Annotated in this window: 18 protein-coding genes and 1 pseudogene; 14 read left to right on the top strand and 5 right to left on the bottom strand. The window is 42.7% G+C overall.

Annotation, left to right across the window (positions count from 1 at the left end; translation table 11 throughout):
* Positions 1 to 118 precede the first annotated feature (118 nt).
* Entirely contained in the window at positions 119 to 1,453 is a 1,335-nt protein-coding gene (locus ACF1X7_RS03200) for a uracil-xanthine permease family protein (RefSeq protein ID WP_039098330.1), read from the bottom strand.
* On the bottom strand, positions 1,446 to 2,786 hold the full coding sequence (guaD, locus tag ACF1X7_RS03195) for a guanine deaminase (protein ID WP_411162422.1): 1,341 nt from the start codon (positions 2,784 to 2,786) through the stop codon (positions 1,446 to 1,448). The genes ACF1X7_RS03200 and guaD overlap by 8 nt, the downstream gene beginning before the upstream one ends.
* 203 nt (positions 2,787 to 2,989) lie before the next feature.
* Between guaD and ACF1X7_RS03190 the strand changes: the two genes are divergently transcribed.
* From ACF1X7_RS03190 to ACF1X7_RS03140, 11 genes and pseudogenes are all read left to right on the top strand, one after another.
* Complete coding sequence (locus ACF1X7_RS03190; protein ID WP_039098333.1) at positions 2,990 to 3,244, top strand: hypothetical protein; 255 nt, start codon at positions 2,990 to 2,992, stop codon at positions 3,242 to 3,244.
* 174 nt (positions 3,245 to 3,418) lie between these two features.
* Positions 3,419 to 4,909, top strand: a complete 1,491-nt coding sequence (yjeM, locus tag ACF1X7_RS03185) for a glutamate/gamma-aminobutyrate family transporter YjeM (RefSeq protein WP_064776892.1) — start codon at positions 3,419 to 3,421, stop codon at positions 4,907 to 4,909.
* A gap of 333 nt (positions 4,910 to 5,242) precedes the next feature.
* Entirely contained in the window at positions 5,243 to 6,442 is a 1,200-nt protein-coding gene (locus ACF1X7_RS03180; RefSeq protein WP_039098335.1) for a glycine betaine/L-proline ABC transporter ATP-binding protein, read from the top strand.
* A 4-nt stretch (positions 6,443 to 6,446) separates the two neighbouring features.
* A complete protein-coding gene (locus ACF1X7_RS03175) occupies positions 6,447 to 7,289 on the top strand; it encodes an ABC transporter permease (protein WP_039098356.1) in 843 nt (280 codons plus the stop codon).
* Between the two features lie 11 nt (positions 7,290 to 7,300).
* Positions 7,301 to 8,206: a glycine betaine ABC transporter substrate-binding protein gene (locus ACF1X7_RS03170; protein WP_039098336.1), complete on the top strand. Its 906-nt coding sequence runs from the start codon at positions 7,301 to 7,303 to the stop codon at positions 8,204 to 8,206.
* A 173-nt stretch (positions 8,207 to 8,379) separates the two neighbouring features.
* Positions 8,380 to 9,318: a UbiA family prenyltransferase gene (locus ACF1X7_RS03165; protein ID WP_069468441.1), complete on the top strand. Its 939-nt coding sequence runs from the start codon at positions 8,380 to 8,382 to the stop codon at positions 9,316 to 9,318.
* 108 nt (positions 9,319 to 9,426) lie between these two features.
* Positions 9,427 to 10,380 carry a N(4)-(beta-N-acetylglucosaminyl)-L-asparaginase gene (locus tag ACF1X7_RS03160; RefSeq protein WP_411162419.1) on the top strand — a complete coding sequence of 318 codons (954 nt, stop codon included), beginning with the start codon at positions 9,427 to 9,429 and terminating at the stop codon, positions 10,378 to 10,380.
* Between the two features lie 14 nt (positions 10,381 to 10,394).
* Complete coding sequence (locus tag ACF1X7_RS03155) at positions 10,395 to 11,177, top strand: UTRA domain-containing protein (protein ID WP_411162418.1); 783 nt, start codon at positions 10,395 to 10,397, stop codon at positions 11,175 to 11,177.
* The gene (locus ACF1X7_RS03150) at positions 11,128 to 11,652 is read left to right on the top strand and encodes a GrdB-related putative oxidoreductase (RefSeq protein ID WP_004265127.1); all 525 of its coding nucleotides are present in this window, start codon (positions 11,128 to 11,130) and stop codon (positions 11,650 to 11,652) included. Before ACF1X7_RS03155 ends, ACF1X7_RS03150 begins: the two co-directional genes overlap by 50 nt.
* A gap of 15 nt (positions 11,653 to 11,667) precedes the next feature.
* Positions 11,668 to 12,980: pseudogene (locus ACF1X7_RS03145) on the top strand (PTS sugar transporter subunit IIC).
* Positions 12,981 to 12,998: 18 nt separating this feature from the next.
* The gene (locus ACF1X7_RS03140; protein WP_081272976.1) at positions 12,999 to 14,321 is read left to right on the top strand and encodes a Sapep family Mn(2+)-dependent dipeptidase; all 1,323 of its coding nucleotides are present in this window, start codon (positions 12,999 to 13,001) and stop codon (positions 14,319 to 14,321) included.
* A 142-nt stretch (positions 14,322 to 14,463) separates the two neighbouring features.
* Here the strand turns inward: ACF1X7_RS03140 and ACF1X7_RS03135 are convergent, their stop codons facing one another.
* From ACF1X7_RS03135 to rpiA, 3 genes are all read right to left on the bottom strand, one after another.
* Positions 14,464 to 15,810, bottom strand: coding sequence for a C1 family peptidase (locus ACF1X7_RS03135; protein ID WP_056967168.1), 1,347 nt, complete (start codon positions 15,808 to 15,810; stop codon positions 14,464 to 14,466).
* Positions 15,811 to 16,117: 307 nt separating this feature from the next.
* The gene (locus ACF1X7_RS03130; protein ID WP_411162417.1) at positions 16,118 to 17,440 is read right to left on the bottom strand and encodes an aminopeptidase C; all 1,323 of its coding nucleotides are present in this window, start codon (positions 17,438 to 17,440) and stop codon (positions 16,118 to 16,120) included.
* Positions 17,441 to 17,727: 287 nt separating this feature from the next.
* Positions 17,728 to 18,411: a ribose-5-phosphate isomerase RpiA gene (gene rpiA, locus ACF1X7_RS03125; protein ID WP_039098344.1), complete on the bottom strand. Its 684-nt coding sequence runs from the start codon at positions 18,409 to 18,411 to the stop codon at positions 17,728 to 17,730.
* A 180-nt stretch (positions 18,412 to 18,591) separates the two neighbouring features.
* Between rpiA and ACF1X7_RS03120 the strand changes: the two genes are divergently transcribed.
* From ACF1X7_RS03120 to ACF1X7_RS03110, 3 genes are all read left to right on the top strand, one after another.
* Complete coding sequence (locus ACF1X7_RS03120; RefSeq protein WP_064776895.1) at positions 18,592 to 19,131, top strand: dUTP diphosphatase; 540 nt, start codon at positions 18,592 to 18,594, stop codon at positions 19,129 to 19,131.
* A 78-nt stretch (positions 19,132 to 19,209) separates the two neighbouring features.
* Positions 19,210 to 20,574: a DNA repair protein RadA gene (gene radA / locus ACF1X7_RS03115; protein WP_039098345.1), complete on the top strand. Its 1,365-nt coding sequence runs from the start codon at positions 19,210 to 19,212 to the stop codon at positions 20,572 to 20,574.
* A gap of 30 nt (positions 20,575 to 20,604) precedes the next feature.
* Positions 20,605 to 21,717 (top strand): PIN/TRAM domain-containing protein, encoded by a 1,113-nt coding sequence (locus tag ACF1X7_RS03110; RefSeq protein WP_039098346.1) that lies wholly within the window; start codon positions 20,605 to 20,607, stop codon positions 21,715 to 21,717.
* Positions 21,718 to 22,073 lie beyond the last annotated feature (356 nt).

Here is a 22,073-nt window from a genome sequence, read left to right as displayed (position 1 = left end):
GAATATGCCTGCTGGAGCACGTTTAAAAAAAGTGTGCTGTCTCAATCGGGAAATACATTTACGAAAAAAGAAGCCCCCTGATAAACTTTTTTATCAGGGGGCTTCTTTTTATTTCAGTCTAATTAAACGCAATTTGTCTGTCTCTTGGTAAGATTAAGTTGAGAATAATTGCGGCAAGCGCACAAATCGAAATTGGTGATTCAAGTAAGTATTGGATCATTTGAGGCGTTGCTTTCACCAATGATTGTGGCATGATGATGATGGCGATACATAGAATGATTGGAATTCCGATGATGTACATATCACGTTCTTGAGTGTGTAGTGTGCGAATAACATTTAACCCGTTGAGCATGATAGTTGAACAAATGATGGCGAAAATCCCACCAATAACTGGGGCTGGAATCGCTGATAAGAAGGCCGCTAATTTATTAAAGAAGCCGAAGATGATAAACCAAATCCCGGCAGAAACGAATACTTTTTTACTAGCAACACCGGTGATTGAAATAATGCCGGCGTTAGTTGCATACCCTGTAACTGGTGAGCCGCCTAAGAGTGCAGCGATTAAACAGCTAATTCCTTCACCGATAATCCCGTGATTCCATTGTTTCTTACTGATGGGCGAATCCGTAACGGCACTCATTGCAAACCAAGTCCCGGTCGTTTCGGTCATTAAAACGGCGTAGATAATGACGAAGGTCATGATTGCTGTCATCGAAAAGTGCATACCATAGTGGAATGCGGTGAAACTTGGCAAGCTAAACCAACTCGCTTCGTTCACACTTTGCCAGTCAAATTTACCAAGCATGGTTGCTAAAACAGTTCCGCCTAATAAGGCGATGATGATGGAACTAACTTTGAAGAGTTTTTGTAATTTAGGGAAGTAGATACCTAGCGAAACACAAAGAATTAGAATGGCGACGGTCACAACAGCCAGGAGTAAGTTCTCATTGATATTGCCCTGTGCTTTGAAAATGTTATCACCTAAAGCAGATGGCATCAGTGAAAGACCAACGATGGTGATGATTGTGCCACCGACGACTTGGGGGACTAAGCTGTTAATAATTTTTTGGAAGAGGCCGGTGACGCCGAGAAGAATTAACAGAATTGAACCGACAATTGAAGCGCCAATCACCGTTGCCATCCCGCCGTCTTTAGCACCACTAGCAAAGTAAATCCCGGCGATTGCCCCAATTGGAACAAATGAAGGGCCTTGGGAAACAGGCATTTTCATAAAAAATTTGGTTTGAAGAATCGTACCAATCCCGGCAGCAAGGAATGTCGCTTGAATTAAGCCGGCTTTTGCATCAAGACCCATCGCCAATAAACCGGCAATGATAACGGGGGGAACGTAGACATCCATTGCTAAAACGTGTTGTAGTCCTAAGAAGCCAGCTTCTTGATTCGAAATCGGCTCGTCAGGACCGACCATTAATTTTTGAGATTGTTCATTCATACCAGTTGTGCTCCTTTTCGTGGACCAGTTTACCTTGAACGTAGACGGCCTTAATTTGGTGTTTGGTGTGGCGGAATAAAAGTTGTTCGAGTTGTTCATCTGGTGTAAGACTTGCAAAGCGTGGTGGCGCTTGAACGATTTGAAAATCAGCAAGCAATCCCGATTCAATGGCACCAGCTTGAATGCCAAGACTAGTTGCACCACCGACGGTTGCCATATAAAAAGCTTGTTTAGCACTGATCCGACTGTTCGCAACACCGCGTTGGTCAGCCGCAATGGTGGCGTCAACCCCGTCTTGTCGAATTTGGGAGGCCGTTACGGCTTGTTGCAAATTGGCATATAAGCTAGGGGTATAACCACCGGCGATATCACTGCCAAGCCCAATTTTAATGCCTTGATTAAGTAACTCGTGTGCGGGGAGAATCCCGTTACCAAAATAGGCATTTGAGATAGGGCAGTGCGCAATCGCTGCTTGTTCGGTTTTAATGATACTTTGGTCAGTAGTTGTCAGTTGTGTTGCATGTGCTAATACCGAATGTTGATTCAATAATCCGAATGATTGCAACATCTCAGAGTCTGTATGGCCGTAACGTTCGCGTACATAATCGTGTTCCCAGTCGCTTTCGCTGCAGTGTGTCTGAACGGTGATGTGTTGGGACTGTGCAAGTTGACCGAATTGCTGAAGTGTTTCAGTTGTGCAACTAGGGATGAAGCGGGGGGTAATGACGGGTTGAATGAACCCATTACGATAGGTATCTTGAATTGCTTGAACAAAAGTTTGTGTTTTATTAATGGCTTCTTCAGGAGAAGCATCACGATAATAGTCTGGTGTTTGATCTGGATTATCCATCGCAACACTTCCGATGAAAGCCCGTTGCCCTGCTTGGGAACAAATTTCTGCGAGTCGTAGATTCGCAGAATTGTGAATTGTTCCGAAATATAGGGCGGTTGTTGTGCCGTTAGCGAGCATTTCGGTCACTAAGTCTTGATACACAGGTGTGGCGAAATCTAAATCGGCGTAGCGCGCTTCAAGAGGAAAGGTATAATGATTGAGCCAATCAGCTAAAGGGCGATCAAGGGCAATTCCAGCTTGTGGCCATTGTGGCGCATGATTGTGTAGATCGATAAAGCCTGGTAACAAGAAGTGTCCGGGAGCGAGTGTGATTAAGTGGTCATGTTGGCGTGCAGCTGATAATCGCTCAGAGTATTCTGACGCCGTTTGATGAATAATGTTTGTGATTTGACCATTATCACTGATTTCTATCAGTGAATCTTCGTGAAATGAACTAGAATTTGGTGAATTTGCAGAAAAATAACTTACTTTTAGTGTGATTGGCAAACTTTTAAACCTCTCCTTCTAGATGGTGTGTTGTAAGTATATCACATACCATAATACTTTTAAACTTTAAAATCGTTCGCCTTTTGATTTATTTCTAAGGGATGCTTTCAGAAAACGACACGTGAGCAAAAAGGTACCCTAAAAAATAGCAGACTGCTAGAATGAACTTAAATAAGCTAGTTGAAAGGATGAATCACATGAGTTTAGCAGATGAATTTGTAGAACGGCGTTTTATTGTCTTTCAATGCTATAAGTGCCAACATCCAGCGATGGAAATCACGACGAAGACAGCACTAGAAGATAATTCAGATGGCTCTACTAAGTTTCAAATTGAAACAACTTGCCCACGGTGTCAAGCAACCGATCAATTTGTTATCAATAACGGTCAAGAAGGGGAAATTAGCGCGAGTGTCAATAGTGGCAAAGTCGCTAAGGTTGCCAACATTAAATAAGGCAATCGACGTTCGCTAAACGTGAACGTCTTTTTTTGTGGCGTAAATTGTATATAATTATGAATACATGAATAAAAAGGCTGGAAACGGTAGATTTATTCAAATATAATTGACATTATGCCCTTTGAATTGTATATTTATTCTACTTAATACAATTATAAAGGACTTATTGAAATGGCGAAATCAAAAAAAATTAACGTTCAAGGTCTCGTATTGATGATTTTTGGGTCAATCTTCGGCTTTGCGAATACCACAATTGCTTTCTACTTAATGGGCTATGCCAGCATTATTTGGTATATCTTAGCGGCAATTTTCTTTTTCTTACCAACTTCATTAATGTTTGCTGAATTTGGTTCTTCTTTGAAAGAATCACGCGGGGGCATCTATTCTTGGTTAGAAGCATCCATTGGTAAAAAGGCGGCTTTCATCGGGACGTTCATCTGGTTAGCGTCATGGATTGTCTGGATGGTGTCAACAGCTGCTAAAGTGTGGGTGCCGTTTTCAACGTTCCTCCAAGGTTCAGATCAAACAGCAACCTGGCATTTATTAGGGATGAATGGCACTCAAGTGGTCGGTGTCTTAGGAATTCTTTGGATTTTATTATTAACTTTCCTATCAAGTCGTGGGGTTGATAAGATTCAAAAGTTTGCGTCATTCAGTGGGATGGCCGTTGCCTTTTTATTTGCCGCATTCTTAGTGATTAGTGTGGCGATTTGGTTTAAAACGGGTTTTCATTTGGCAGAACCGATTCATGGGACGACGACCTTTGTTAAGAGTCCGATGAGTAGCTATCAAACACCAATTGGGATGTTATCATTTGTTGTCTTCTCAATCTTTGCTTACGCGGGGATGGAAGCCATGGGCGGTGTTACCGATAGTATAGATCAGCCTGAAAAGACTTTCCCTAAAGGGTTAATGATTGCGACAGTCTTCATTACATTAATCTACGCGGTTGCAATCTTTATGTGGGGCATCTCAACGAACTGGCAACAAGTCTTGAGCGGGAATAAAGCTAACATGGGCAATATTACTTATGTTCTTATGCAAAACTTGGGTTATCAATTCGGCCATGCCTTTGGGATGACGACACCCGTTGCGATGACGATTGGAACAACCTTTGCTCGGATTACCGGTTTAATCATGTTTATCAGTTACTTAGGCGCATTTGCCGTCTTGATTTATTCACCATTAAAGTCATTTGTACTCGGGACACCTAAAGCACTCTGGCCGAACGGCTTTGCAGAAGTTAACAAGCATGGCATGCCTGAAAAAGCAATGTGGGCGCAAGCATTATTAGTCTGCATTTTAATCGCGGTTATTTCATTTGGTGGTAAAGCTGCCGGTGACTTCTATAATGTCTTGACTTTGATGTCTAACGTTTCAACATCGTTGCCATACCTCTTTTTAGTGACTGCCTTTCCATATTTCAAGGCACGCAAAGATTTGGAACGGCCTTACGAATTCTTTAAATCACCAGTTGCTGTTAAGGCGGTGACGATTGTGGTCGACTTAGTCCTTGTCTTCGGAATTGCCTTTACGATTATTCAACCGATGTTAGAAGGTCAATATTTAGATGCCTTCTGGATGGTCATTGGTCCGATTGTCTTTACGATTATGGCCCTTGCTTTGTATCATCGCTATCAACGAAAAGCAGTACATGGCTAAATTTTTTAAAAGCATTGACCGATTTGGTCAACGCTTTTTTTGATGGCCTAATTAAGGGCTTGTGAATTTTAGAAAGGATTAATTCTCATTTAATTTTAATGTGCAAAGGAAAATAGTTGCATTTTCAGATTGGTTCCGTTTTAGAACTAATCTGATTTTTAAAGACTAACATAAAGCCCCCTCTAGCGATTTTTTAATTTTTAAAGAAAGTTGGTTACCTAACTATCACATTAGAATAAAATGAGAATAAAAGTGGACGGTGTGCAACTTTCACAATAAACCTGTATACTTTTTAGATATAGTTTTCAGAAAATGAAATCAAAGGGGGATTCTATGACTATCAAATTACAAGTCAAAAATCTAACAAAAATATTTGGTAAGCGCGTGCCGCGTGCCAAAGAATTACTGAAACAAGGAAAATCAAAAGCAGCGATTCTAAAGGAAACAGGTGCGGCAATCGGTGTCGACCGGGCTAACTTTGAAGTAGAATCTGGCGAGATTTTTGTCATTATGGGACTATCTGGGAGTGGTAAATCAACATTGGTTCGGATGATCAACCGGTTGATTGAGCCTACTGAAGGTAGTGTATTAATCGATGGCGAGGATTTAATGCAGATTGATAAGAAGGCATTACGTGAAGTCCGGCGTAAAAAGATGAGCATGGTATTCCAAAATTTTGGGCTCTTTCCAAATCGAACGATTCTTGAAAATACAGCCTATGGGCTTGAAATTCAAGGCATTGATAAGGCGACACGGGAACAAAAAGCGAATGAAGCACTCGATTTAGTTGGTTTAAATGGTTATGGCGATCAGTATCCGACACAATTATCTGGTGGGATGCAACAACGGGTTGGTTTAGCGCGTGCATTAGCGAATGATGCTGAGATTTTATTAATGGACGAAGCTTTTTCTGCGCTTGATCCATTGAATCGTTCTGACATGCAAGATCAACTACTCGACTTGCAAGAAACGATGCACAAAACAATTATCTTTATTAGTCATGATTTAAATGAAGCGCTCAAAATCGGCGACCACATCATGATCATGAAGGATGGGGAAATCGTTCAAACCGGGACACCGGAAGATATCTTGACACGGCCTGCTGACGAGTATGTAGAGAAATTCATCGAAAACGTTGATCGTAGTAAAGTTTACACGGCCGGCAACGTTATGATTCGCCCAACGACTATTAATATTGAAAAAGATGGCCCTCGTTTGGCCTTAAAACGAATGCGTGAAAATGAAGTTTCTAATGCTTACGTTGTCAACAGTAAACGTGAGTTAGTTGGGATTATTGATGCGCGTGATGTACTTGAGTTAGTCCGCAAAGAAAGTCGTGATTTGCAATCAATCGTGAATACTGAAGTTCCAACAACCGATGAAGAGACACCAATTGCTGATATCTTAGATGATATTTCGCAAACGGGCATTCCGTTTGCTGTCTTAAATGATAAGCAACAATTACGTGGGATTATTATTCGCGGGGCCGTCTTAGGGGCACTTGCAGGAAACGAGGTGAACCATTTTGCTTAATTTAATGACGATTGCTAAATTACCAATTGCCAATTGGATGGATCACTTTGTCGATTGGCTGACACAATTTACTGGCTTTTTTAATGGTTTAACGAATTTTATTGGCGGAATTATCAACGCTTTCCAATGGGTGTTTGATTTAATCCCCATCTGGTTATTCATCGTGATTATCGCTGGCGTCACTTATTTAGCGAATCGCGACACCAAAAAATGGGGTTTAATTATCTTTGAAGTCCTCGGCCTACTCTTGATTTGGAACCTTGATTTCTGGCGGGATATGACGCAAACGTTAACGTTAGTGTTAACCTCGAGTCTGATTTCCCTCGTAATTGGGGTGCCACTTGGAATTTGGATGGCCAAAAGCGATATTGCCCAGGCAATATTTAAACCCATCTTAGATTTCATGCAGACAATGCCGGCATTTGTTTACTTAATTCCAGCCGTTGCCTTCTTTGGTATCGGGATGGTCCCGGGCGTTTTCGCATCAGTGATTTTTGCCATGCCACCAACGGTTCGTATGACAAACCTTGGGATTCGCCAAGTGCCAACCGAATTGATCGAAGCCTCTGATTCATATGGCTCAACTGAATGGCAAAAGTTAATTAAGGTTCAATTACCATTGGCGAAATCGACCTTAATGGCTGGGGTTAACCAAAGTATGATGTTGGCCTTATCAATGGTCGTGATTGCGTCAATGATTGGAGCAATGGGCTTAGGAACACGAGTTTACTTTGCTGTTGGCCGGAATGATGCTGGGGGCGGTTTTGCGGCCGGCTTGGCAATCGTAATCTTAGCGATTATTATTGATCGTTTAACCCAAGCTTTGAACCGGCAACGTAAACATTAAGGAGGGATTCAGTGATTAAGAAGAATAAATTAATAGCTTTTTTCACCTTAGTGGGGCTCGTCACACTTCTAACGGCCTGCAGTTCGCAAACTAAGCCGTACGCTACCGATGAGAAATTAGGCGGTCAAATTAATTACACGATTACCGGAATTGACGCGGGTGCTGGGATTATGGCATCCACACAAACTGCAATTAACAAGTATCATTTGAATGATCAGAACTGGCAGTTGCAAACCAGCTCAACTGCGGCAATGACCAGTACGTTAGACAAAGCGATTGCGGATAAACGCCCAATCGTCATTACTGGTTGGCAACCACATTGGATGTTTACTAAATATCCAATCAAGTTTTTAAAAGACCCCAAAAATGTTTTTGGTCAAGCTGAACACATTAATACGGTTGTTCGTAAGGGGCTAAAGAAGGATATGCCAGAAGCATATACCATCTTAGATCGATTCCATTGGACGCCAAAGGAAATGTCGACCGTAATGCTTAAAGTCAATGACGGTGTTGAACCTGATAAGGCGGCGCGCGATTGGATTCAAGACAATCCAGAAAAAGTTGCTGAGTGGACTAAGGGTGTTAAAAAGGTTCATGGCACGAAAATTAAGTTAACCTATGTGGCTTGGGATTCAGAAATCGCTTCAACTAACGTGGTGGCTGAAGTTTTACGTCAACAAGGTTATCAACCAACGATTCAAGCTATGGAAATTCAACCGATGTGGGCGTCAGTCGCAACTAAAGCAGCCGATGCACAAGTTTCCGCATGGTTACCGAAGACCTCTGGTTTATACTACAAGGATTACAAAGGTCAGATTGAAGACTTAGGTCCGAACTTAGAGGGTGCTAAGGTCGGTTTAGCTGTACCGAAGTATATGACGAATATTAATTCGATTGAAGATTTGAAAACAAAATAGAATCAAACAGCGTATGCGATCTGTTCAGATAGAACATGGTTAGATGATCAAATTTCGGCTGTTGAAAGAGTCGGTTAGGGCAAAAGTTACTTTTGTTCCAACCGACTCTTTTTTTATTTGTTAGACATTCTCTGTTAGAATAGGACTATTGAATGTTATCGGAGGCGGAATAGATGTCTGTTAAGGCGTTTTTAGATTTTATCGAATTACGCACTAAAGTTGGTAGCGTGATTCCCTTTATGGCTGGGTTCTTTTTTACGTTGTATTATTTCCACCAAATTGATCCGATCAATACCGTGTTGTACTTCTGTGCATTGGTGTTAATTGATGTCTTCACAACGGGATGGAATAATTACAACGACTTTCACCTCGCTAAAAATGAAACGCTCCAGCAATCAACCAGTGCATTAGGACGACAAAATATTGCCCCTAAGGTTGCTTTACGCTGGTTGATCGGCTTTATAAGTACGGCAACCGTTCTGGGGCTGATTCTGGTCTGGCGCACAAATTTAATTGTGTTAGCCATCAGTGTTCTGTTCATCTTAATCGGGATTTTATATACTTACGGCCCATTCCCAATTTCACGATTACCACTGGGTGAGTTGTTATCGAGTCTGGTATTAGGGTTCGGTAATTTCTTTTTGACGGTGTATGTCAACGTTCCGGCGGATCAGTTGGTCGATTTGCGCTTTGATGGGCCGTTAATGTTATTCCAACTGAATTGGCTGAATGTGATTTTGGTGTTTGTGGCGAGTTTACCAACTGTCTTCCTGATTGCTAATTTGATGTTAATGAACAATATTTGTGATTACACAGTCGATTTAGAGAATGGGCGGCACACATTAATCAGTTACATTGGTCAAAAGCGCGGCATTCAACTTTATCAACTTAGTGCGTATAGTTGTTACGTGGTGATTATTGTTGGGATTGGCCTGAAATTATATCCATGGCCAGCAGCGCTAGCTTTTGCGAGTGGCCCAACTTTGTTACGTAATGGGTTTGCATTACAGAAGAGTCAGGAAAAACGCGTTGTATTTGGTACAGCGGTTCAGAATCTAATTGTCTTTAACGGTTTTTGGCTAGTGGGAATGTTGATTGGCCTCTATCTTTAAATGAAAAGTCACTGCGGTGGCTTTTTTATTTCAAAAAAAGTATTGATTGTATATATAATTTTGATTATACCGTGATTATTAAAACGCTTACATGTGGAGATGAGAGTTATGACATATGCAATGATTGGGACTTGGCGAATGGCCTTTGAAGGGATTCAAAAAGCGATGGCTGATTTAAAAAATGGTGGGCAAAGTACGGATGCAATTGAAACCGCTATCAAAAAAGTGGAAGATTACCCCTTCTTTAAATCGGTCAGTTACGGTGGTTTGCCAAATGCGCAAGGCTTAGTGGAGATGGATGCGGCATTCATGGATGGCAACACTTTTGCAATTGGTGCTGTTGCAGGAATTAGTGATGTGAAGAACCCAATCTCAGTTGCGCGTCAATTAAGTGACGATCATTTTAATAGTTTCTTGGTTGGTGCGGGAGCGTCACAATATGCGATGTTTAACGGTTTTGAAAGCCGTAATATGTTGACCGAACGCGCACACAAAATCTGGATGCAACGAATTAAAGAAATTAACGAAAAAAATCTTAGCCCATATGATGGTCACGATACAGTTGGCATGGTTAGTTTGAATCAAGCTGCCGGTATGGCAGCGGGGACGTCAACTTCTGGATTATTTATGAAAAAACCAGGGCGGACTGGTGATTCTGCATTATCTGGCAGTGGCTTTTACGTGGATAGCGAAATCGGTGGCGCAACCGCTACTGGGTTAGGCGAAGATTTAATGAAGGGCTGTCTTTCATATGAGATTGTGCGCCTGATGGGGACCGGTTTATCACCACAAGCAGCGTGTGATCAAGCAGTCTATCCGTTTGTTGAGAAATTAAAAAAACGCTACGGCAAAGCTGGCGAGTTTTCGTTGGTTGCCTTAAATAATCAAGGTGAATGGGGCGTGGCGACGAACGTTGAGTTTACGTTTGCAGCTGGCAATCAAGATGCGGCACCACAAATTTTTATGGCTAATCCAGGGCCAAGTCAAACGACGGTGATCGAACCCATTTCAGCAGAATGGCTTGAAGCCTACGCGAAACGGATTAAAGCACCAGTTGAATAGAGGAAGTGGTTGGAATGGTTAAGTATCTATACGTTGAAATTGCAGAAGCCTTACGAGATGACATTCAAAAAGGGGTCTATGGGATCCATCAGAAATTACCATCGGAAACGGATTTAGCCAATCAATTTTCAACGACGCGGCTAACAATTCGCAAAGCAATCGATCTATTGGTTAAACAACATGTCGTGGTACGCGATCGAAATCGTGGCACCTATGTACTTGCAACACAAAGTAAAATTTTGAGTGGTTCATCTGGTTTAGTTGGTTTTACCGAAGTAGCCAAACAGTTTCAATTGGATGTCAGCACGCGGGTGTTAGATTTACGCCGGACAATCGTTTATCCGGACTATGTGGCCTACAAGTTAGATTTAGCACCACAGGAGCCAGTTTGGCAGATTGAACGCTTGCGAATGGCAGACGGTGAAGCGATGACCCACGAACAAATCTATCTGAAACAAAAAATTCTACCAGAATTAACGGCCCATGAGGCACAAGGGTCACTCTACCGCTTGATTGAGCAAAAAACAATCCCAATCGGGTATGCCAATCAAGAACTCGAAGCAGTCGTATTGGAAAAAGGCTTAAGTGACTTACTTGAGACCTCTCCAGGGCAACCCGCTTTTCTAGCCCACACGGTGCGTATTCAATGGACGGTTATCCAATTCTTTATGATAACTCGCATTATCGTGCTGATAAATACACGTTCCATAACATCTTGCAACGTGAACATTAAAAGGAGGGTTTTAAATGAAAGTAATTGTCTTGTTGGATCAAATCCAAGCTGGATTAGGTGGTAAGGAAAAAGGGGATACCCCTTTAGGTGGAAAAAAATTAGCGATGGGTGCTGCGGATACGCTCGATAAGGCATTAAAAAAAATGGACTCTGAAATTATCGGGACCTTTTATTGCGGAACTGATTATTATCAGGCAAACAAAGCCGAAGTGAATCGGAAAGTTGCGAAGATGAGTGAGAAAATGGGTGCAGACGTTGTGATTGCGGGACCGACCTATGATTATCGGGACTTTTCGACGATGGCGTGTGAATTAGCAGCTACTATTCAAAAAGAAACAACAATTCCGGTTGTTGGGCTGACCGCGATCGAAAAGAATGCCGATTTAATTCAACAGTATCAAGATCAAATAACGATTGTGAAGATGCCTAAAAAGGGTGGTACTGGTCTTTCGGATTCAATCGACCACGCATTGCAGTTATGCAAAATGAAGGTTGAAGGCGCTGATTTTACTGATTTTATTAACCAATATTGTTATTAAAAGGAGGCAAAACCGATGCAAAAGAAACTCGAACAGATTTTGATGCCGGTTACGATTAAACTGGGGAATAATGTTGTACTCCGATCATTGCGAGATGGTTTCTTAATCATTACGCCATTGATTATCGTGACATCGATTTTCTTACTGATTGGGAATCTTCCAATTCCTGGTTGGACTGAATTTTGGAGTGGGATTTTAGGGCCGCACTGGACAGAATGGTTTAGTGCTGTTTCTAATTCAGTGTTTAGTTTTACAGGGTTGCTTGTTTTGGGATATCCTATGCCTATGGTAAAAACCGAGGGTTACAAGCGATTCATACCAGTGCAATTGCTATTATTTCATTCTTAATTTTGACACCAACTGTTGTCACCGTTGGTAAAAAATCAATCGGTGCCATTCAAACAATGTATTTGGGACCTAACGGGATTTTCCTAGGGATTTTTATCGCATTAGTTAGTGTTGAAATTTACCGTTTTGCGATTAAACGCAACTGGCGAATTAAGATGCCAGATGGTGTGCCACCTGCAGTTAGTGAATCATTCGATGCCTTACTACCGAGTGGCTTAGTGGTATTAGTTTTCTTCTTAATTCGAATTGGTTTTAGCCTTTCGAGTTTCGAAACGGCCTACAATTTCATCTACACGTTACTGCAACAACCGTTAAAAGGTGCCGGCAACTCATTGCCATCTGTATTGCTTTATAACTTCATCGTAATGTTGCTCTGGTGTTTTGGGATTAATGGTCCAACTATCACCAACAGTGTGTGGTCACCAATTTTCTTCGTTCTGACGCAAGATAACTTAACAGCATTCCAGAATCATACGCAGTTACCACATATTTTCACCCAACAATTTATTGACATCTTCACCACATACGGTGGCGGTGGGAGTACCCTCTCACTCTTAATCGTCATGTTAACCGTCTGCAAGTCAAAACGTGTCAAAGAATTGGGTAAGTTGGCAATTGTCCCCGGTATTTTCGGGATTAACGAACCGATTATCTTCGGTTTGCCAGTCGTTTTAAACCCAATTATTGCAATTCCATTCATTATCGTACCGGTTTTAAATACATTGATTTCAGGGATTGTATTCCAACTCGGATGGGTACCGTATACAAATGGCGTTATGTTGCCATGGACAACACCACCGATTATTTCTGGGTGGCTTTCAACTGGGAGTTGGACAGGGTCAGTCCTCCAATTATTTGAATTAGTGCTTGGAATTTTAATTTACTATCCATTTATCATGATGATTGATCGGCAGTATTTGGCGGAAGAAGCCGAAGCGGCTGGCTTAGACGATGTTGATATTAATTTTGACGAAATTTAATAGAAAGAAGCCATTCTTGTGAAACCGATTAGAGCAGATTTTAAGGCATTATTTGAAGCACATGCTGATGAGTTCTTAGCGGACTTGCGGGAAGTGTTACGCGTGCCGAGTGTGTGTGGAGCGCAAACGTTTGAAGCGCCGTTTGGAATTGGTCCGAAACGCGCATTGGAAACAGTGTTGGCGATTGCTGATCGAATGGGCTTTAGGACGGGGCAAGTCGGCAATTGTGTTGGCTGGGCAGAATATGGACCAGACGAAACGCAAGCGCCAACTTATTTTGGGATTCTTGGTCATTTAGATGTCGTGGATGTTGAAGATGATTGGCATTATCCACCATTTGAACTGACTCAGGTAGATAATATGCTGTATGGGCGTGGTGTTTTGGATAATAAGGGACCACTTTTATCGACATTATTTGCCCTGTATCTGATTAAGACGCAAAAGATAACATTTAAACAACGCGTCCGAATTATTTTTGGCACTGATGAGGAATCTGGGAGTCAGGATATGCCAATTTATTTGGCGGAACATTCCGCACCATATGCCGGATTCACACCAGATTGTAAATTTCCAGCCGTCTACGGCGAACGGGGCTTGTTAGATGTCCAGTTAGCGTTACCGATTACGGACGGCTCTGAGCAACAAATTACGGCGATTGAAGGACGGTTCGCTAAAAGTTATCTGCCAGATCATGCACAGCTGATTTTGGCCGATGGCACGGTTAAAACTTATCACGGCAAAAAGGCACCTAGCAATGCCCCCGAAATGGCGGATAATGTGTTACCGAAATTAGTTGCCGATGCAAGTCAACTCACTGGTCAAACGGGTCAATTTTATCAATGGATAGCCGCTAAAATCGGGACGCAGTCAACTGGGGAAAACTTGGGGATTAATTATCAAGATGAAGCATCAGGAGCATTGCAACTTGCTTTTTATGGGGTATCGATTGAAGCCCAACAGTTAAGTGTGCATCTGACATGTCGTTACCCAATCCCAGTGACGGAAGATCAGTTGTTAACTGGGATTAAAGCTGCCATGTTGCCGGGGATGACGTTGACGGTTAAACGGCGTTATCCATCGCAAGTTACTGATCCAACATTGCCATTTATTCAACAACCCTCTGCGATTTATGCGGCAGATACTGGTTTGGATGGCACACCGGTCACAACAACGGGCGTGACTTATGCGCGCGCGTTACCGAACATCATCGCGTTTGGCCCATCATTTCCAGGTCAAAAAGGGATTGCCCATAAAGGGGATGAATGGCTTCAATTCAGTGACTGGCAAATGATGATGCAGATTTATTATGATAGCTTGCTCGCAGTCGGTACTGGAACATAAAAAAGCGTGTGCCATAAGTCGGGATACCCTGAGGATTAGCCGGAAGGGGATGACTTATAAGAACACGTTTAGACGATTAAAGTTCTAATATCAAAAAAGGGGCTGAGACAAAATTTACTTTTGTCTCAGCCCCTTTTACTGTTTAGCGACTTGCTAATGCGCCCATTGGATCCCATGGTGCGAGAACGGTTGGGTGATCGTATTCTTCTGTTTCAATGCGTTTCATTTCATCCGTTAAGAAGCGTTTGTTGATCACGATTTGATAAACAAATTCGTCAAACCAACTATCACTCATGACGAAGTAACCTTTCGTCCCAACTTTGTCACCCCATGAGTTTTCAACCTTCCATTTGGTTGGTTGACCATCGACGAGGTCGACACCGGTGATGACCATCGCATGGGTCATGAGACTTTCACCGTAATCAAGGCGTTCGCCTTTAGAAATTGAAAGATCCATGCCGAGCATGGCATCTTTTTGATAAATTTCAGTGTCCATGATGCCGAGTTTGCGATCAGATGATTGGCCTACATCGCTACCGAACCAAACGGATTCACCTGCTTGTAGTTGTTTAATCGCGAGTTGTTTGAAAGTGTCGATGTCGAGGTTTAAATGCCGCACTTCACGGCCACCGACCACATTGCCCAACATTTCAACGCTGTATAAGTGGTTGTATGGTTTGTCGGCAGTTGGTGAGTTAATCAATGAAACGTAATTTTCGAGGTCCCAGCCAACGTATTTTTGATAGAACGTTTGCGGTGTGAGGCCTTTTTCGATGTGATAGTTGTGATCATCATCGCGGTATTCAAAGTCGAATTCAACGGGTGGTTCGCCCAATGCATAAACGAGCATCCGGTAAACTTCGGTTAACATCGCGTCTTTTTTAGCTTGGATGTCGGCTTCGCTAACACCGTCGGCTACTAATTGGCGTAATGTAACGGCATCTTTACGGAGTTTAAGGTTCAAAACGCCGTTGAGTTCGCTTGATTTTTCACTATTATATGTTTCGGGCATGACTGACTTAGGTACAATCCCGTATTTTTCGATGAGTGCGCAGAGCATGTCCCATTGGCCGCCATCTTGTTGGGGCGTTGTCATTAAGAAGTCGACTTTGCGGTCGCCAATTGGTTGGCTGGCAGTCTTCAAGACGTTTTCGTAGAAGTAGTTTGATTTTTCGAATTTGTCCCAGAAGTTGGTGTAGTTTTGGGACAATTCGAAATCCTTAATTTTGAATTGGTCTTGGAGGCTGTGGCGCATTGTATTTAACGCGGCGAACATCCAGCAACGACCAGATTGCTTTTGATTGGAAACGGCACCGGTATCTAAGTCGATTGAAAAAACGGGGGCCATTTTGGCTTTTGAATCGGTATTAGCACTCGTGGCTAAAAAGCCGTTGTTCATAATGGCATTTTTAATTGTGTTGGATTGTGGTGTTGCCTTGAAATCGGCTTTGAATTGTTGAATATCTTTTGCTGTAATGGGTTGAACCATGTGGAAAACCTCCTCTAAAATTTGGTGGGTTAAATTAAATTACCCGGTTTGAATGGCATTATTTTTTTGAAACGTGCTTTCATCAACAACTTCTTCCGCCTTACAGCACTTGCCAAATCGGCGACTGCATTGCCAATTCGTCAAGTGCTGTAAGTGCTCAGAAGTAACCCATTGATGGCGCACTCTGATTTGAAACGTGCTCCGTAAGCCATATCCTTCCGGTTAACCCTGAACGTCAAACGATTGCTGGCGCAATCCTTCGCCGTTCTGTGTTAATCCTCAGGATAAACTGGGCTTACTACGCACTCTATTGCAGTGCGTCCCATGGGTCTAGCTTAATTGGGGTTTTTGTGAGTGCGGCTTGTTCTTCTTTTGTAAGGTACGCTTTTTTGACAATTACCTCGTAAACGTAGTCGTCAAACCAAGCGTCGCTCATACTGAAGTAACCTTTTGTACCGACTTTGGCACTCCATGTGTTTTCGACTTTCCATTTCGTTGGTTGGTCGTTTACGAGGTCGACACCGGTGAGGGTCATCGCGTGGGAAACAACGCCTTGTCGGTAGTCAAGTCGTTGATCTTTTGGCATCGTCAAATCCAAACCAAAGAGTCCAGAATAGTCGTAAAGGTTGCGATCAAGCCAGCCTTTTTGTCGGTCCATATCCGCGAGCACGTCATTGCCAAACCAAATTGTTTCACCGTTTTGTAAGGATTGGATAGCCAGTGCTTTTAAACGTTCAGGGGGTAAGTTTAAGAGGCGCATTGGGTGACCTTCGACTACCGTGTTTTGCGATTCTAAACTGTAGAGTTGGTTGTATTGTTTACTTGTTTGGGGGCTGCTGACAACGGTGATGTAGTCGTCAAAGTTGCGATTGAGATATTTTTGATAGAAACTTTGCGGGGTTAAACCGCGGTCTTCATGGTAATTTTGGTCGTCATCGCGATAGGTGAAGTCAAACGTTTCGACTAGTTCGCCGAATGCGTAAACACATAGCCGATAGATTTCACTTAAGAAACCAGTCCGCGTTTCACTGACGGTTGCTTCGCTAGCGTTGTCAGCAACAAGTTGCCGTAATTGAATCGCATCTTTGCGCAGTTTCAAATTAAGAGTGCTGTTGAATTCAGTGGTTAAGTCACTGTTATAAGTTTCGGGCATGACTGACTTGGGCACAGCACCGTATTTTTGAATCAGTGCCACTGCGTTGTCCCATTGGCCACCGTCAAAATCGGGACCAGCGAGGGTGAAGGCGACTTCGCGATCCGTAATCGGCTTGTCGGCAGTTGCTAAAATCTTTTCATAAAAGAGGTTCGCCTTTTCGATGCGATCCCAGAAAGATAGATAATTTTGGGAGAGTTCGAAATTCTTAACGTGATATTTCTGTTCGAAATCGTGGCGTAATGTATTTAGAGTGGCAAATAACCAGCACCGCCCACTCTTTTTTTGAAAGCTGACATCACCAGTGGGGAGGTCGATTGAGTAGGTTGGATCAAGGGTGACGGCAGCATCGGGGCGTTGACTAACGGCGTTAATGCCATTCGTCATCACAGCATTTTTGAGCGTCGTTGCTTGCGGCACGCCAGCTAAAGCGGTCCGCATCTTGATTAAATTATCATGTGTAATTTCTTGGGTCATCTAATCACTCCTTAATTTTTGAATTAGTTTAATTCTAGTTGATTAGATGGGAGATGTAAACCGAATAACGGGGATAAAGCTAAAAGAATGGTGATTGATAAATGTGAAAGAAAACGATTTATATGAGAGCACGGGACACAAAAAAACGAACCGCTGAGGGTTCGTTTGGGAACGTGCTTTTTAAAGCTGACGCTTGCGCTTAGCTACGTATTGCAAACGACCGATTTTGTCGGTCATTTAAAACACTGTGCTAGTGCACAGTGTCAAATCTGCTTTAAACGCACGCTTTATTTTGCTGTTAAAATCTTCACGCCATCAGGTGCGCCAACCACGACTTGGTCGACGATGTCTAGGAATAGACCATGTTCAACAACGCCGACTTGTTCACTGAGCCATGATGCCAGTAGGTGGGGATGTTGGACTTGGTTGAGGTGTAAATCGATGACGTAGTTTTTAGAATCAGTTAAGACGTGTTGGCCGTCTGCAGTCATCCGGAATTCTGGATTTAAGCCTTCTTTAGCCATTTTGTTGAACACTTGTTGGCTACCAAATGGAATCACTTCAACTGGTAGTGGGAAGCGACCGATTGTATCGACCACTTTTTCTTGATCGACAATCCAAATGTTGCGGGTTGAAGTAGTTGCGACTAATTTTTCGAATAAGTGCGCAGCACCGCCGCCTTTAATCCCTTGGAAGTTGGCATCGACTTCATCGGCACCATCGATGGTTAAATCAATGTGGTCGACATCGTTGAGTGCTTTGACCGGAATCCCAAGTGATTTGGCTTGTTCTTCAGTACGAATTGAGGTGCAGACACATGTTAAGTTGAGGTGTTCTGCTTGTACCCGTTTTGCGAGGGCTTCCACCATGTAAACTACTGTTGAACCTGTTCCGAGTCCTAAAATCATGTTATCTTCGACAAAATCCACTGAGCGTTCAGCTGCCATCTTTTTCATTGCATTCTTATCCATCAAGACACCCCTTTTGTATTAATAAATCTATTATACGAAAAAAACGCTTTAATTGGGCGCTTTTTGTTAAATTTTTAATTAAATTAGTCTTAGGCATTATTCACAGCCTCCGCGGTTTCATGGTATGATACAGTGGTACAAAAAAAACCCAAATGGGCGATAATATTAGGAGTTTTAGGAATGAAAAAACGCGGCTTTGAAATTGTGACCAAATACCAAGAGGCGGGATTGAGTTTACCGGTGCGTTCAACAGCGCATTCGGCGGGCTACGACTTTGCTTGTGCGGAGGACTTCGTGTTGCCATCAATCTGGCATTACAACTTTGTGCGTTTGTTCCGAATGATTCGAAATGGCAAACCGTTAGTGGATGACGATTTTGAACGCGCATCAAAAACGTTGAAACCCTTTCTAGTACCGACCGGGATTAAGGCTTACATGCAAGACGACGAATATTTAATGATCGCCAATCGTTCAAGCAACCCACTCAAAAAAGGGTTAATTTTACCCAACGGCGTCGGCATTATCGATGCGGATTACTACGGCAATGATGCCAACGAAGGTGAAATTTTTATCCAAATGGTTAACTTCAGTCCGCGGGATGTTATCTTGAAAAAAGGTGAACGAATTGGACAAGGCATCTTCATGCCATATTTAGTCGCAGATGATGAAGTGACGGTAACCACCAAACGAACGGGTGGGTTTGGCTCATCTGGTCGCTAAACGGTAATCGCTAGGTCGCCGAAAATTCACAAACTTATGTTAAAATAAAACTAATCTCGATAATGAAGGAGAATCTTTGTGGCTAAAATTAAGACTCAGTTTGTTTGCCAAAATTGTGGCTATAGTTCCCCGAGATTCTTAGGTCGGTGCCCGAATTGTGGCGCTTGGAACCAAATGGTCGAAGAACGTGAACAACCTGCAGCTAGCGCGAAATCAAGTTTTACGATTTCAGGGCGGGCAACTGAACCAGAACAAATCAGCACCGTTAATATTCAAAAGGAACCGCGTATTAAAACTGAATTAAACGAACTCAACCGCGTGCTTGGCGGTGGAGTGGTACCGGGCTCATTGATTCTAATTGGTGGGGATCCTGGGATTGGGAAATCAACGTTACTCCTACAAGTTTCCGGACAACTTGAAAAGGTTGGTAAGATTCTTTATGTTTCTGGTGAAGAAAGTGCATCCCAGATTAAGATGCGGGCTAACCGGCTTGATGTGAATGGCGATCAACTTTACTTATATCCTGAAACGGATATGGGCAATATTCGGCATCAGATTGAAACAATGAAACCCGACTTTGTGGTGATTGATTCAATTCAAACGATGAGCGAACCAGAAGTGACTTCCGCAGTCGGTAGTGTTTCACAAGTGCGTCAAGTCACCGCTGAATTGATGCGCATTGCGAAGACGAACCAGATTACGATTTTTGTGGTTGGGCATGTCACTAAAGAGGGCGCTATTGCCGGTCCTAAGATTTTGGAGCACATGGTAGATACTGTGTTGTACTTTGAAGGGGATACGCATCATACTTACCGCATTCTTCGCTCGGTTAAGAACCGGTTTGGTTCAACCAATGAGATTGGGATTTTCGAAATGCGTGAAGCCGGCTTAAAAGAAGTTGCGAACCCATCCGAGATTTTCCTAGAAGAACGTTTGGCAGGGGCGACAGGTTCAGCCGTGGTTGTTTCGATGGAAGGCACGCGACCCATCTTGGTCGAGTTACAGACCCTAATTACCCCAACACTATTCGGGAATGCAAAGCGCACGTCTTCAGGGTTAGATCATAATCGAGTCTCCTTGATTATGGCGGTGCTTGAAAAGCGTGCTAGTCTCATGTTATCGAACCAAGATGCGTATTTAAAAGCAACTGGCGGTGTTAAATTAGATGAACCTGCGATTGATTTGGCGATGGCTGTTTCGATTGCATCAAGCTATCGGGATAAAGAAATTCCACCAACTGATTGTTTCGTCGGTGAAATCGGTCTGACTGGTGAAATTCGCCGGGTCAACCGGATTGAACAACGCGTCAGTGAAGCTGCTAAATTAGGCTTTAAACGTATTTATGTACCAAAGAATAACTTACAAGGGTGGGACGCACCGACGGATATTCAAGTGATTGGTGTGACCACGATTGCAGAAACTTTAAAGAAAGTATTCAACTAGGCATAAGTTGGAGCGAGAGGAGGTTGAACGATGCAACAAAAACGATTTACTAAAAAAAGAATATTAGGAATTGTGTTCATTATCTTAGGAGGTGCGCTTGGAATTACGGCGTTCCCAGTATTTTGGCCATTAGTTCATTTGGAAGACATGATGTATCTCAATAACGGTATTACTAACGCCATTTTAGGTGCCATTATTTTCTATCTATTATTCTTGGCGCTGGCAACACCAATGTTGAGAGCTATGCACCGGCTTGAAAAAGCCTTAACGAAACAATCACCTAGTTTTATTTTATTTGGGAGTGTTTTTTCACTAATTGGATTGTTATTAGCAAATGTTGTTTCGATTCCGCTATACCGGATGCCCATTTTTGCATTAAATACAGTTGTACCCATTTTATTAATGATTGCTTTAGGGTATCTCGGCTTTCGAATTGGGACAACGCGAATGGAAGAATGGCGCCGTTTGATCCAACCTAAGAAACGCAATGCTGATGTATTAGAACGTAAAGTCGGCGATAATTTCCGTAAGTATAAGATTCTAGATACAAGTGTGATTATTGACGGCCGAATAAAAGAAATTGCTAAGACGGGCTTTATCGAAGGCACATTGATGGTGCCAAACTTTGTCTTACATGAACTACAATTAATTTCAGATTCCGCTGATAATTTGAAGCGGGCACGTGGGCGCCGTGGACTGGATATCTTAAACGATATTCAAAAAGACGATAGCTTATCTGTTGAAATGTACGACGGTGATTTCGAGGATTTAACGGAAGTCGATAGTAAACTCGTTAAATTGGCAAAATTACTTGATGGGATTGTCGTGACGAATGATTATAACTTGAACAAGGTCTGTGAATTTCAAAACGTACCGGTCTTCAATATCAATCAACTCGCCAATACGTTGAAGCCTGCAGTTTTACCTGGAGAAGCGATGACCGTGACGGTGGTGAAAGCCGGAACAGAACGGCAACAAGGGGTTGCCTATCTTGATGATGGCACGATGATCGTTGTTGAAGATGGCCAACATTACTTAAATAAACCGCTAGAAGTGATTGTGACAAGTGCGCTTCAAACCGCTGCGGGGCGGATGATTTTTGCTAGACCAGCGCATCAACAAAAAGGCTTGAAAGAAAAATAGCCACGCAGAACACTTTACACGGTCGTCAATAATCTGTATCATGGAGACCAACTAAACCGTTAAAATTGATGAAGAGAATAAGTAGATGATGCCAATTGTTAAGAGAGCTTTCGAATTGCTGGAAGAAAGCCGATTGCCCCATCGAAATGCACCTCTGAAATGCCAAGTGACTTTGTGACTTAGCCGGGACACCGTTACCTGTTCAAGGCATTTTTGCAAAGAAAAGTGGAACCACGCTCAATCGGCGTCTTTTGTTAACCAACAAAGGACGCTTTTTATTTGGAAGAGTGCGTTTGAAACGGTTTGACTTCGAGCATTTGCCTAATACCGTGAGGGAGCGCCACCGGCGATCGTTT

The organism is Latilactobacillus sp. VITA-14 (assembly GCF_046580785.1).
Lineage (GTDB): Bacteria > Bacillota > Bacilli > Lactobacillales > Lactobacillaceae > Latilactobacillus > Latilactobacillus curvatus.
This window is presented reverse-complemented; position numbering and strand designations above follow the sequence as displayed.

Coding starts and splice junctions, on each gene's coding strand:
- rpiA (WP_039098344.1), bottom strand. CDS start 18,411: ATGGATAAGAATGCAATGAAAAAGATGGCAGCTGAACGCTCAGTGGAT.
- ACF1X7_RS03190 (WP_039098333.1), top strand. CDS start 2,990: ATGAGTTTAGCAGATGAATTTGTAGAACGGCGTTTTATTGTCTTTCAA.
- yjeM (WP_064776892.1), top strand. CDS start 3,419: ATGGCGAAATCAAAAAAAATTAACGTTCAAGGTCTCGTATTGATGATT.
- ACF1X7_RS03110 (WP_039098346.1), top strand. CDS start 20,605: ATGCAACAAAAACGATTTACTAAAAAAAGAATATTAGGAATTGTGTTC.
- ACF1X7_RS03120 (WP_064776895.1), top strand. CDS start 18,592: ATGAAAAAACGCGGCTTTGAAATTGTGACCAAATACCAAGAGGCGGGA.
- ACF1X7_RS03175 (WP_039098356.1), top strand. CDS start 6,447: ATGACGATTGCTAAATTACCAATTGCCAATTGGATGGATCACTTTGTC.
- ACF1X7_RS03180 (WP_039098335.1), top strand. CDS start 5,243: ATGACTATCAAATTACAAGTCAAAAATCTAACAAAAATATTTGGTAAG.
- ACF1X7_RS03150 (WP_004265127.1), top strand. CDS start 11,128: ATGAAAGTAATTGTCTTGTTGGATCAAATCCAAGCTGGATTAGGTGGT.
- ACF1X7_RS03130 (WP_411162417.1), bottom strand. CDS start 17,440: ATGACCCAAGAAATTACACATGATAATTTAATCAAGATGCGGACCGCT.
- ACF1X7_RS03165 (WP_069468441.1), top strand. CDS start 8,380: ATGTCTGTTAAGGCGTTTTTAGATTTTATCGAATTACGCACTAAAGTT.
- ACF1X7_RS03200 (WP_039098330.1), bottom strand. CDS start 1,453: ATGAATGAACAATCTCAAAAATTAATGGTCGGTCCTGACGAGCCGATT.
- ACF1X7_RS03135 (WP_056967168.1), bottom strand. CDS start 15,810: ATGGTTCAACCCATTACAGCAAAAGATATTCAACAATTCAAAGCCGAT.
- ACF1X7_RS03160 (WP_411162419.1), top strand. CDS start 9,427: ATGACATATGCAATGATTGGGACTTGGCGAATGGCCTTTGAAGGGATT.
- ACF1X7_RS03155 (WP_411162418.1), top strand. CDS start 10,395: ATGGTTAAGTATCTATACGTTGAAATTGCAGAAGCCTTACGAGATGAC.